Source organism: Catenulispora pinistramenti (assembly GCF_018274385.1).
Classification (GTDB): Bacteria; Actinomycetota; Actinomycetes; order Streptomycetales; family Catenulisporaceae; genus Catenulispora; species Catenulispora pinistramenti.
In genome coordinates this window covers 23,361-35,666 of the sequence record NZ_JAAFYZ010000040.1, presented here as the reverse complement: position 1 = coordinate 35,666, position 12,306 = coordinate 23,361, and the positions used below count along the sequence as shown (strand labels likewise).

Sequence of the window (12,306 nt, the reverse complement as noted above, 5' to 3'; positions counted from 1 at the left end):
GGTGAGGCGTCAGGCGATGGCGGCGATGTCGCCGTCGTCGAAGTAGATGGCCTGGTGCAGCTGGCCGCCCAGGGCCCTCGCATAGCGGGCCAGCACTTCCTGGCCGGACACATTGCCTTGCTCTATCTGCGAGATGCGGCCTTTGGTGACGCCCATACTGTCAGCCACCTGCTGCTGGGTCATGCCGCGGGCCTTCCGGAGCTCCGCCAGCCGATAGCCCATCATCTCGGCACGGAGCTTGGCCCGGCGCTCGGCGGCGACCTCCTCGCCGCCGGCACGCTCGATGAACTCGGCGCGGATGTCACTCCACTTCACATGATTGGCCATCGTCAATCCTCTGCAAGCGCGTCGAGTGCGTCGAGCACCTCGACGACCAGTGTGTGATCAGCGCCTCCGAGTATAGGAACCGCTAAACCCACCCCCTCCCACCGTAAACGATCAGCGCCGCAGCACCCCTTACAACTAACCCGCTGTAGTCGTGAAACCCCCCGGCACCGCCCCGCGCCGACCGGTCACATCGACGGCGCTCCCCACCGGCCCGTATATTGCGGGGGAAGCCGCATCCAACCCCTCAAGACGCCCTGCCGCCGAAGGCGGGTCGGGCGATAGCATGGGGACTCGGGTTGTCGGTCGCCGGCCATCACGCGGCCGGCGGGGGGACATCGATTTCAGGAGCTGAACGGATGAGTGTGGCGGGCGCTGTCGCCTGGCCGGCGCGCACCATATGGTGGCCGCGGCGGCATCGTGCGACCGTCGCGGGTGCCCGCGCGCGCCAGGTCGGGCTCGGGGTCGCCGCCGTCGTGGCGGCGCTGCGGGAGGCGCTGAACACGCCGACCGAGGACGCCGAGGGCGATCTGTCCGCGAGCGGGAACCATCCGCTGGCGATGATCGGCGGGAGCACCGCGCCGCGCGGCCACCGGGCGTTGCAGCCCGGCGAGGGCCCGTCGCTGGCCGACCTCTACTACGCGCACCGCCTGTCGCTGGTGCGGCTGGCCATCCTGCTGGTCGACGACCAGGCCTCGGCCGAGGACGTGGTGCAGGACTCCTTCACCGGCCTGTGGCGCCGCTACGGCGACGACCTCACCGGCATGGAGAACCCGGTCGGCTACCTGCGCACCGCCGTGGTGAACAACGCGCGCTCGGTACTGCGCCGCCGCAAGACCGCCCGCGGCTACACCCCGCCGCACGTCCCGGACGCCGCCAGCGCCGAGTCCGTGGCCCTGCTCTCCGAGGAGCACCGCGAGGTGCTGGAGGCCATCCAGAAGCTGCCCCCGCGGCAGCGCGAGGTGCTGGTGCTGCGCTACTGGTCCGACCTGTCCGAGGCGGACATCGCCGAGGCGCTGGGTATCAGCCGGGGCACCGTGAAGTCGACGGCCAGCCGCGGGCTGGAAGCTCTCGGCAAACTGCTCAAGGGCTGACACCCCCCGACATACCCGGTCACCCATCACCCGACGGGGTGAATCAGTATCACGGTTTGCCAAATTCTGCCGTGAGACTCTCGAAACTCTATTGAGTTCTGTGTTGAATTAGAGCACGCTGCCTTGCTACACCCAACGTTTCTGACGACCCGTCAGGTGGTAGCACTCGATGACCTCCGCGCGCTCACCGCGATCCCGTATCCGTCACGACCGCCGTCACAATCCCCGTCGCCACCGAATAACCACCGTGACCACCGCGATCACCATCGCGGCCCTCTCGCTGTCCCTGGGTGCCTGCGGCGCCCGGCTGTCCGCCGACCAGAAGGCCGCCGCCATCGCGTACGGCCAGGGCGCGAACGGCAACGGCTCGCAGAGTGCTGACGGCTCCCAGAGCTCCGGAAACGGCACCACCGGCGGGACGGCCGGCGGCACCGGAAGCGCGGGCGGGACCACCGGGGGCGGCTCCGGCGGCACGACCGGGGGTGCGGCCGGCGGGACCAGCGGCGGCGCGGTCGGCGGCACCTCCACCGGCGGAACCACCGGGGGCAAGGGTTCCGGCGGCACCACCGGAGGTAAGGGCTCTGGCGGCACCACCGGGGGCAAGACGTCCGGTGGCGGCACCAGCGGCGGTGGCACCAGCGGCGGGACCGGAGGCGGTACCGGCGGGGGCAGCGGCGGCGCCCCGGGCGCCGACAACTGCGTCGGCACCGCGACCGGCTCGACGGCCACCGGCGTGACCGCGAACAGCATCAGCCTGGGCAACGCCAGCGACCTGTCCGGCCCGATCGGCGGCCTGTTCAGCTCCGCCCCGCAGGCCGTCCAGGCATACGCGGCCTACTTCAACGCCACCCACCCGAACGGCATCTGCGGCCGCAAGCTCACCGTGCACTCCTACGATTCGCAGACCTCGGACGCCGGCGACAACCAGCAGACCCTGACCGCCTGCCAGTCCGACTTCGCGCTGGTCGGCTCGGTCTCCGCCTTCGACTCCGGCGGCGCGGCGTCCGACGCCCAGTGCGGCATCCCGGACCTGCAAGCGGTCAGCACCACCCGGGCCCGGCAGACCTGTGCGGTCTGTTTTGGAACAGACTCGCAACAATTGCCGTTGGTCCCCCAGGTGCAACCGGACTTCTGGAACAAGCAGTTCCCGGGCGCGGGCTCCAAGGCCGCGTTCCTGTACGTCGACACCGGCACCACCGCGCAGCAGGCCAAGTCCTGGGAGCAGGCGTACGCCAAGGACGGCTTCAACTGGCTGTTGGACCAGCCGATCGGCGTCTCGGAGTCGAACTACACGCCCTACGTCGTGAAGATGCAGCAGGCCGGCGTCCAGTACGTGCAGTTCCTCGGCGCGTATCAGGAGGCCGCGACGCTCGCCCAGGCCATGCAGCAGCAGGGTTTCACGCCGAAGGTCTTCGTCCTGGACCCGACCGGCTACGACCCGAACTTCGTGCAGCAGGCCGGCTCGGCGGCGAACAACGCCTTCGTCTTCAGCAACGCCGCGATGTTCGAGGAAGCCGGTTCGAACCCTGAGCTCCAGCTCTACACCAAGTGGCTGCACCAGGTGGCCCCGGGCGCCGCGCCGACCTACTTCGGGATGTTCGCCTGGTCCTCGGCCGAGCTGTTCACCCGGCTGGCCAACCAGATCGGGCCGAACCTGACCCGGCCGGCGATGGTGCAGGCGCTGTCCAAGGTGCACAACTACACCGGCAACGGGCTGTTCGCGCCACAGGACGTCGGCGGCAAGACCACCTCACCGTGCGCACTGTTCATGCAGTACACCGGATCGGGCTGGAAACGGGTCTCCCCCGGCTCCGGCTGGACATGCGGGAACCTCATCAACTCCGGCGTCAGCTGAGAGCGGGACGCGTGGGATGAACGTCTTCCTCACGTACACCGTCCTGGGCCTGGTCATCGGCGCCTCGTACGCGATCGCCGCGTCCGGACTCGTCCTGACCTACGCGACCACCCGGATCTTCAACGTCGCGCACGGCGCGACCGCGATGGTCATGGCGTTCGTCTACTGGGAACTGGCCTACAACCAGGGCCTGTCCAACTGGCTCTCGGTCCTGATCGTGGTGTTCGGGGTGGCGCCGCTGTTCGGCGCGCTGCTGGAACGCTGGGTCATCCGCCGGGTCGCGGACTCCGGGGTCGGCGTCACCCTCGTGGTGACCTGCGCGGTCCTGGTCGGGCTGATCGGCGCCGCGGAGAAGATCTGGCCGCCGGGCGTGCACCAGGTACAGCAGTTCTTCGCCGGCCACGGTCTGACCGTCGGGATGGTCCGGATCACCGGGAACGATCTGCTGACCGTCGCCCTGGCGGTGGTCGTCGGGGCCGTGCTGTGGGCCTTCCTGAAGTTCACCCGACTCGGCGTCGCGATGCGCGCGGCGGTGGACGACAAGGAACTGCTGGCGCTGCACGGCGGCCGGCCGCACCTGATGTCCTCGATCGCCTGGGCCATGGGCTCGGCGCTGGCCGCGCTGGCCGGGATCCTGCTGGTCTGCTCGCAACCCAGCGAGCTGAACTACATATCCCTGACGCTCCTGGTCGTGAACTCCTACGCCGCGGCGATGGCCGGCCGGCTGACCAGCCTGCCCCGGACCTTCATCGGCGCGCTGGTGTTGGGGCTGCTGAACGCCTACGCGTCCGGATACCTGTGGACCGGCCCCGGCTGGACCGGCTTCCGCGAAGCGATCCCGGCCATCTTCCTGCTGTTGATGCTGTTGCTGATGCCGCAGGCCCAGCTGCGGGTCGGCCGGCTGGCCGGGGTGGCGGGAGTGCGCACGCCGGAGATGCGGCGGGTCGGACTGGCTTCGGCGCTGCTGCTGCTCGCGGTCGTCTTCGGCAACTCGGTGTTCAGCGAAGTCAACGTGAACCGGATGGCGCTCGGGCTGTGCTTCGCGATCCTCGCGCTGTCCCTGGTGCCGCTGACCGGATTCAGCGGCTACGTCTCGCTGGCGCAGTTCAGCTTCTTCGGGGTCGGCGCGCTGACCGTGGCGAAGATGCACTCCTCGGCGCCCACAGCGGTACTGGCCGGGGCGTTGCTCGCGGCACTGGCCGGGATCCTCGTGGCCCTGCCGTCATTACGTTTGCAGGGCTTGTATCTGGCGCTGTCGACGATCGCCTTCGCGCAGATCATGGACACGATGGTGTTCCAGAACCCCTCGCTCGGCGGCTTCGGCGGCTCGCTGACCACCAAGCGCCTGGACATGTTCGGCTACCGCTTCACGTCGGACAAGGCCTACGCCATCTTGGCCGCGGCCGTGTTCTGTGTCCTCGGGGCCGGCGTGATCCTGCTGCGCAAGGGCCGCTATGGCAGGGTCCTGATCGCGCTGCGGGACTCGCCGGCGGCCTGCGCCACGCTGGGTCTGAACCCGCGGCTGGCCCGGGTCGCGGTGTTCGCGGGGTCGGCGGCCGTCGCCGGACTCGGCGGCGGGCTCTACGCCGGACTGCAGAACCAGGTCGGCAGCACCAACTTCCAGTTCTTCAACAGCCTGCCGCTGTTGCTGATCGTGGTCTGCGCCGGCGTGACGTCGGTGAGCGGCGCGCTGCTCGGCGGGATGCTGCTGATGGCGCTGAACAGCTATCCGAGCACCCAGGCCTACTTGTTCCTGATCCTGGCGGTCGCCGCGGTCGGCCTCGGGAAGCAGCCGAACGGGATCACCGGATGGCTGTTCTCCTTGCGGGACAACCCGTTGGGCGCGCGGCTCGGGCTCGGGTCGGCGGGGATCGCCCGCGGCATAGCCACCCGGTCCGTGGCGGATCCGGGCAGGGCGGGTAAGAGTTCTGCGATCGACGGATCGGTGTCGGTCGGGGAGAACGCGGAGGTCGAGGCGTGACCCGGTTGGACGTGAAAGAGGTGACGGTCCGCTTCGGCGGCGTCACGGCCGTGGACAAGGCGACGATCTCGGCCGAGGGCGGGCAGGTGACCGCGCTGATCGGACCGAACGGGGCCGGGAAGACCACGCTGTTCAACGTGGTCACCGGCCTGCAGAAACCGACCGGCGGCCGGGTGTTCCTGGACGGGCACGACATCACCCACACCCCCACGCACCGCCGGGCCCGGCACGGGATCGCGCGGACGTTCCAGCGGTTGGAGGCGTTCGGATCGCTGACCGTCGAGGAGAACATCCGGGTCGCGGCCGACGCGGTGCGGGCGAAGAACGCCAAGCCGGCCAAGGTGACCCGGGGCCTGATCGAACGGATCGGACTGGAGCGCTACGCCGACGCCCGCGCCGACTCGGTGCCGACCGGCGTCGCGCGGCTCGTGGAACTGGCCCGGGCGCTGGCGATCGATCCGGAGCTGCTGCTGCTGGACGAACCGTCCTCGGGGCTGTCGGAGGCCGAGACCGAATCCTTCGGCGAGCTGTTGCGCGATCTGGCCTCGCAAGGCCGGGCGGTGCTGATCGTGGAGCACGACATGGGCCTCATCATGCGGGTCTCGGACGTGATCCACGTGCTGGACCGGGGGCGGTTGATCGCCTCGGGGACGCCGGCCGAGGTGCAGGCGGATCCGTTGGTGCGCAAGGCGTATCTCGGCGAGGAGGACGAGCCGGAGGACGACGAAGAGCACGAGCCCGACGCAGAGCACGAGCCCGACGACGGTCACACGCTCGTCCTCCCGGCCGCCGGTCCCGACGACGCCGCGGCCCTGCCGCCGACACCGCCGGTACCGCCGGCGTCGCCGGTACCGCCGCTGCCGAAAGGCCCCGGCCCGGAAAGCGGCGAACCGGCGTCAGGAGGCTGGTTCTGATGGCCCCGATCCTCGAACTGGAAGGCGTGCACGCGGCCTACGGCCGGATCGAAGTGCTGCACGGCGTCGATCTGGCGGTCCCCCGCGGCGCGGTCGTGGCCCTGCTCGGCCCGAACGGCGCCGGGAAGACGACCCTGATGAAGGTGTGCTCGGGCCGGCTGCGGGCCACGTCCGGGCACGTCCACCTCGGCGGGTCGCATGTGAACAACGCCGCCCCGGACGCGCTGGCCCGGGCCGGGCTGTGCACGATCCCCGAGGGCCGCGGCATCTTCCCGAACCTCACCGTCGCGGAGAACCTGCGGCTGTCGGGGCTGGTCGGGCAGGCGTCGGCGGCGGAGATCTACGAGACCGCGTTCACCCGGTTCCCGCGCCTGGCCGAGCGCTACGACCAACTGGCCGGCTCGATGTCGGGCGGCGAGCAGCAGATGCTCGCCATGGCCCGGGCCCTGGTCACCAACCCGGCGGTGCTGCTGGTCGACGAGCTGTCGATGGGCCTGGCGCCGCTGATCGTGCGGCAGTTGTACGACGTGCTCGGACAGATCGCGGACCAGGGCGTGACCGTGGTCGCGGTGGAGCAGTTCGCTGACATGGCGTTGCGGGTCGCGGACTTCGCGGCCGTGATGACGCACGGCAGGATCGTGGCCTTCGACGAGCCGGACGTCATCCGGCGCGATCTGGCCGCGCTGTATTTGGGAGGTGCTGCGGCGTGAGTGCAGGGAGTTCGAAGAGCGCAGGGGATTCCGGACGGGACCGGCGGCGGCGCGACGCGCGACGGCGAGCGGCCCGGCGCGGCGGAGCGGCCGTCGCGGCGATGACGATCGGGGTGCTGGCCACGCCCGGGGTGTGGGCGAGCACGGCACCGTCGCCGACGACGCCGGCGCCGAGTCCGGCGGACGGCGGCGCGGCGCCGGGATTGGGCGGCTGGACGATATCCGCCTCGGCCGCGCCGATCACCATGGAGATCTACGACCCGAAGATCCCGATCCCGGCCCAGCCGGGACAGCCGAACCTCGAATTCGACCTCTCCTACACCCGGGCGAGCTACGGATCCGGGCCGACCGGGGCCGCCACGGCCAGCTGGCTGTGGCCCGGGGACGCGATCGCGTTCGGCTTGGGGCAGCTGTTCAACAGCCCCAACGTGAAGTACCCGATCCTGACGAACGTGCAGTTTCCGGGCGCCACTCCGGATGCGACGATGCAGCCGATCCCCGGCTCCTACATGCAATCGCACACCGACGCCAACGGCTCGACGTCGGTCTCGACCTTCGGACTGCCGCTGCCGGGGACCGGGCCCTCGCTGCCGGGATCCGCGCCGACCAGCGCCCCGTCGGCGGCGCCGTCGTCAGCCCCGCCCGGCCTGCTCGGCGGGCTGCTCGGCGGCGGCGGGCAGTCGCCGCTCCAGCTGCCGGATCTGGGGACGCTCATCCAGTTCCTCACCGGGCAGTCGGCGCTCGTGGACATCCAGGGCGAGCGGTCGCAGACCTCGGCGACGGTGACCAACGGCAAGGCCGTCGCCACCGCGGAGTCCGACGCCGGCAAGCTGTTGCTGCTCGGCGGGCTGATCGAGTTCGACGGCCTGAAGGTCACCTCGCAGAGCACGTCGGACGGCGTCAAGGGGACCTCGACCGGGAACGTCGACTACGGCTCGATGTCGGTGGCCGGGGTGACGTTCGGGATCACCGCGAACGGGATCCAGACCCCGGCCGGGCTGATCGCACTGCCCCAACTGCCGGACACGGTGAACCAGCTGCTGGCGCCGCTGGGGATCTCGATCGCGCTGCCGGCGGCCAGCGACGTGTCGAAGGACACCGCCGGCCAGATGTTCAGCCACGGGCTCCAGGTGACGATCGACACCGCGAAGCTGAAGGCGATGCTGCCGCTCACGCCGGTGCTGAACCAGCTGTTCGCGCAGATCCCGCCGCAGCTCCTGGCCCAGCTCCCGGCCCCGTTGAGCACCATCATCCCGACGCTGCCGCAGCTGGCACCGAAGATCGTGCTGACCATCGGCTCGGCCAAGTCCCAGGCGGACGCCTCGCAGGCCATCGACTTGTCCGGCGGAACGACCGGCGGGCCGACCACACAGCCGTCCAGCGGCAGCGGCAGCGGCAGTTCGTCCTCGTCCTCCGGCACCAGCGGCGGATCGTCCACGGGCGGCTCAACCACCGGCGGCTCCGACATCAGCGGCACCACCGGCGGCTCGGTGGGCAGCGGGAGCGTCGGCGGCGGGACCGGTGGCGGCACCGTCGGCGGCACCACCGGTGGCGGCACGACCGGCGGATCGGCGGGCGGGACAACGGGAAGCATGGCTCCGAGCCCGCCGATGCAGAACGTCGCGGCGAAGGTGTCGCCGGCCGCGTTCGGCGGCCTGCCCGGGCAGCTGATGCTCGGGGCGGCCGTGGTGGCGTGCCTGGCCGCCTGGGGGCTGAAGAAGTACAGCAACCTGCTGTTCGGCGGTGCGGGCTGCGAGGCCGGGCACTCGACCGGGGTGCCGGATCTGCGGGAGTTCGAGGAATGAGGGCCACGGCCGGCAACGGCGACAGCAACGGCGCGAACCGCACTGGAGGGTGATCGATGAGCACTGCGAAGACCTGGGCGGGCCGCGCCGTCAACGGCCGACCGCGGACCACCGCGGCGGCGACCGTCGCGGCCCGCCCGAAGACCCGGACCACCGAGTCCGAAAGACTGATGCAGCAAGGACTGTCCCTGGCCGGCAGCCTGCTGATGCCGCTGGGCCTGCTGGCGATCGGCCTCGGCTGGTACGGCGCGGCCCACACGCCCTACACCTTCGAGCAGGTGTCGTACCTGGTCTCGGGCGGAATCGGCGGCCTGGCGCTGACCACGCTCGGCGGCTTCCTCTTCTTCGGATCGTGGCTGGCGCGCATCGCACACCAGCAGCGGCAGCAGACGGAGCTGTTGGCCGCGGAGATCGCCCGACTGGCCGACGCGATCCTGACGTTGGAGAGCGGAGACTGAACCCCGACACAGACGAGCCGATCGAGGTCGTGCCCCCCGATCCGGCCTGGCTGGATCTGGGGCACGGGCTCGTGGCACAGGTCGAGCGCGCGCTGAGCGACCTGCCCGTCGATGTCGCGCACATCGGCTCCACATCGGTCCCCGGATTGGCCGCCAAGCCGATCATCGATGTGCAGGTCGGCTGCGCGCCCGACGACACCGGTCGAGTCGTGGATCGCTTACGCGAGCTCGGATTCGAGCACCTGGGGCAGACCGGCGGACCGGAAGAGAGTACTTGCGGCGCCGGAGCGCAGTGCCCGCCAACGCCACGGTCGTCGAGCGCCGGGGTCGGATCTGGACGGCCAACATCAGGTTCCGCGACCACTTGCGGACGAAACCGGACGCTGCCGCTCGCTACGCGCTCGCCAAGCAACAGGCCGCTGAGGCGACCGGAATGCTGACGGCTTACTCGGAGCTGAAGGCGGCGATCGTCGCAGAGCTGATGGATGAGGCCGGACAATAGCTGAGGCTCGGTACCGGAACGGAACTTCGGTGCGGAGCCTCGGGTGGCGGGCTCTACGCTTTGGGATTCGATTCGGGATTCGGGTCTCTTTGGGAGGCTGGAGTTTGGGGGCCGGGTTGCGGTCTGGTTGTGGTTTTCAAAGCTTTTTACGCCTTCGGTCATAGTTGTGCCGGTTCGGGGTTCGGGTCGGCGGGTCTGTTTGTCGGCTGCCAGTTCGCGCGTTCACAACCCCGCCGCAACTCAGGCCTCTTCAACTCCAGCAAGTCAGAGCAAGGGCACAGGCCAGATCAACGGCACAAGCAAGAGCAAGATCAACAGCAAAGTCAAGGTCAAGAGCTAGCCGGAAAATGAGGGTGACCCAGGGCACCATGAAATGGCCCGGCCTCCCAGGCGATGTTGGTGCAGATGGCAGTCAAGGATCCGTGCCGTCGCGTGAAGCTTCGGGTTCAGTTCGCGAACCGCTCCGATATCGCTGCGTCGGCTCAGTGTTCGCAGGATCATGACGAGCGGGGCGAGGTGAGCCGTCAGCGACGTTGACAGCACCTCTCGGGGTCATTTTCGCGCCGACACGACGGCGCTGCAACGCGCCAGACCACTGTGGTGAAGAGCCGGGCCTCCGGCGGGCCTCGGCAACCTCAGGGAAACTAGCGCGGTTCCCTCGGGTGGCCGATCTAGTCTCAGCGGCTGCGGCCTGTGAGGTGGTGCGGTCCGTTCCCCACGGTCGCGTCGTCAGCCCGGGGGGTACAGCACCGGTGTCCGGGGGTAAAGTCCGCGCGCTGCGGACATGCAGGTAGGCGGCGGTTTCGCACGGCGCGAACTTGACCCCCGGCCACCGGCACTGTAGGCGAAGCCCTGCCGACGCGACCGAGGGGAACGAACCGAAAACCAGCCGGAAGAATAGCAATCGCAAGGAACGAAGACGCAGGTTAGCGATGCGGCTGCCGGTGAGGCCGTGGCGGCGGGTCGCTGGTCAGTTGGTCGAGAACATGCCCGGGTGCGGTGCGGCTGTGCCACAACAACCAACCGCGACTGATATCCCCGGCTGGCCTTGCTGTCCGCAGCATCGGCTTTGGCTGCGAGGTCGATCCGGTAGCCGTCGGTGTCTGTGTTGGTAGTCGGGGCGGTCCGCACCCGCTAGCCGGGAATGTGCACCTCGGGGCTGGTGCGCTGCCAGTACCCAGACCGGCGGCCGAACTCGCCGAGCCGCCGGTACCGCACCCCCTGTTTTGTATTTCTCCGGCTGGTTTTCGGTTCGTTCCCCTCGGTCGCGTCGGCAGGGCTTCGCCTACAGTGCCGGTGGCCGGGGGTCAAGTTCGCGCTGCACGAAACCGCAGCTCAGGCACCCAACCGCAGCGCGCGGACTTTACCCCCGGACACCGGTGCTGTACCCCCCGGGCTGACGACGCGACCGAGGGGAACGAACCGCACCACCCCACAAACCACAGCCGCTGAGACTCACCCAGCCACCCCAGGGAACCGCGCAAGTTTCCCTGAGGTTGCCGAGGCCCGCCGGAGGCCCGGCCCTTCACCACAGCCCTTGACCTTGACTTTGCTGTTGATCTTGCCTGTGCCGTTGATCTTGCTCTTGATCTGGCCTGTGCTCTTGCTCTGACTTGCTGGAGTTGAAGAGGCCTGAGTTGCGGCGGGGTTGTGAACACGTGAACCGGCAGCCGACAAACACACCCACCACCCCGAACCCCGAACCGGCACAACCATGACCGAAGGCGTAAAAAGCTTTGAAACCCACACACCAACCGCCGCCCGACCCCCAAACTTCAGCCCCCCAAAAAAGAGACCCGAACAGCCCTTAACAACAGCCGAGGCCCGGCACTAGGAGTGCCGAGCCTCGCGTGGCGGAAATTCACTGAGCGCCGCATACCTCACACGCGGCTCACCATCTCCATCGCGAACTCGCGGTCCTCAGCCTGCCGCTGGGCCAGCGTCCGACCCTGAGCCAGCGTCCCGCCCTGAGCCAGCACCCCGCTCTGACTCCGAGCGCCAGCGCCAGCGCCAGCGCCAGTACCAGCGCCGTGGGACGACAGTGCCCAAGCCCGGACCGCGATAGTGCCGAGGCGGACGATGACTTCGCCGAGCGCCATCAGAATCAGGGCGGTGACCCAGGCCTGGCCGCTGGTGATGTCGTGGGCGACGGAGAAGCTGGTCAGGTGGGCGGCGCCGGAGGGGTGGCTGGACCAGACGGCGAAGCCGAGCCGGAAGCCCATGCTGATCACCCACAGGGCGGCGGCGCCGGCGGTGGCCTTGACGGTGACGTGGTCCTGGCGGGCCCGTACCCGGGTGAGCAGGCCGCCGAACAGGCCGAAGACGGCTCCTATGCCGGTGAACAGCGCCACCAGTGCCAGGTCGTTCCCTGCGGTCGGGATGCCGTGCAGGTAGTTGCTCGCGGCCCAGGTGACCATGGCGATCGGGATGATGAACGTGGCCTTGGAGATCCGCTCCTCGCGCAGCTGACGGAAGACGATCAGCAGGAGGGCGATGTCGACGATCCAGTCCGTTGTGTTCATGGCTATGACTATGCAGGCCAGGGCCGGGTCGCGGCTTCCACCCGGAGGTGGGTCGGGGGTGGAGTCCGGGCTTGCACCCCAGGGTGGAGTGCCGGGGCTTCACCGGTTTGGTTCAGGGTGCCCCGACGGGTTGACTCAGGG

General features: G+C 69.5%; 9 protein-coding genes and 1 pseudogene. 8 read left to right on the top strand and 2 right to left on the bottom strand.

The window, feature by feature from the left end:
* Positions 1–9 precede the first annotated feature (9 nt).
* The gene (locus tag KGQ19_RS14425; protein WP_230418642.1) at positions 10–327 is read right to left on the bottom strand and encodes a helix-turn-helix domain-containing protein; all 318 of its coding nucleotides are present in this window, start codon (positions 325–327) and stop codon (positions 10–12) included.
* Positions 328–884: 557 nt separating this feature from the next.
* On the opposite strand from KGQ19_RS14425, the gene KGQ19_RS14420 reads away from it, so the two are divergent.
* The 8 genes and pseudogenes from KGQ19_RS14420 (at position 885) to KGQ19_RS14385 (ending at position 9,643) form a co-directional block, all read left to right on the top strand.
* Entirely contained in the window at positions 885–1,418 is a 534-nt protein-coding gene (locus KGQ19_RS14420; protein WP_368862099.1) for an RNA polymerase sigma factor, read from the top strand.
* A gap of 247 nt (positions 1,419–1,665) precedes the next feature.
* Positions 1,666–3,273: an ABC transporter substrate-binding protein gene (locus KGQ19_RS14415; RefSeq protein WP_212009633.1), complete on the top strand. Its 1,608-nt coding sequence runs from the start codon at positions 1,666–1,668 to the stop codon at positions 3,271–3,273.
* A 16-nt stretch (positions 3,274–3,289) separates the two neighbouring features.
* Entirely contained in the window at positions 3,290–5,254 is a 1,965-nt protein-coding gene (locus tag KGQ19_RS14410; protein WP_212009632.1) for a branched-chain amino acid ABC transporter permease, read from the top strand.
* Complete coding sequence (locus tag KGQ19_RS14405) at positions 5,251–6,168, top strand: ABC transporter ATP-binding protein (RefSeq protein WP_307856420.1); 918 nt, start codon at positions 5,251–5,253, stop codon at positions 6,166–6,168. The genes KGQ19_RS14410 and KGQ19_RS14405 overlap by 4 nt, the downstream gene beginning before the upstream one ends.
* Complete coding sequence (locus KGQ19_RS14400) at positions 6,168–6,878, top strand: ABC transporter ATP-binding protein (RefSeq protein ID WP_212009631.1); 711 nt, start codon at positions 6,168–6,170, stop codon at positions 6,876–6,878. Before KGQ19_RS14405 ends, KGQ19_RS14400 begins: the two co-directional genes overlap by 1 nt.
* Complete coding sequence (locus tag KGQ19_RS14395; RefSeq protein WP_212009630.1) at positions 6,875–8,683, top strand: choice-of-anchor P family protein; 1,809 nt, start codon at positions 6,875–6,877, stop codon at positions 8,681–8,683. Before KGQ19_RS14400 ends, KGQ19_RS14395 begins: the two co-directional genes overlap by 4 nt.
* 56 nt (positions 8,684–8,739) lie before the next feature.
* Entirely contained in the window at positions 8,740–9,141 is a 402-nt protein-coding gene (locus KGQ19_RS14390; RefSeq protein ID WP_212009629.1) for a hypothetical protein, read from the top strand.
* Positions 9,036–9,643 (top strand): annotated as a pseudogene (locus KGQ19_RS14385) (GrpB family protein). The gene KGQ19_RS14390 and the pseudogene KGQ19_RS14385 overlap by 106 nt, the downstream one beginning before the upstream one ends.
* A 1,880-nt stretch (positions 9,644–11,523) precedes the next feature.
* Here the strand turns inward: KGQ19_RS14385 and KGQ19_RS14380 are convergent.
* Complete coding sequence (locus KGQ19_RS14380) at positions 11,524–12,165, bottom strand: hypothetical protein (protein ID WP_212009627.1); 642 nt, start codon at positions 12,163–12,165, stop codon at positions 11,524–11,526.
* Positions 12,166–12,306: the final 141 nt, after the last annotated feature.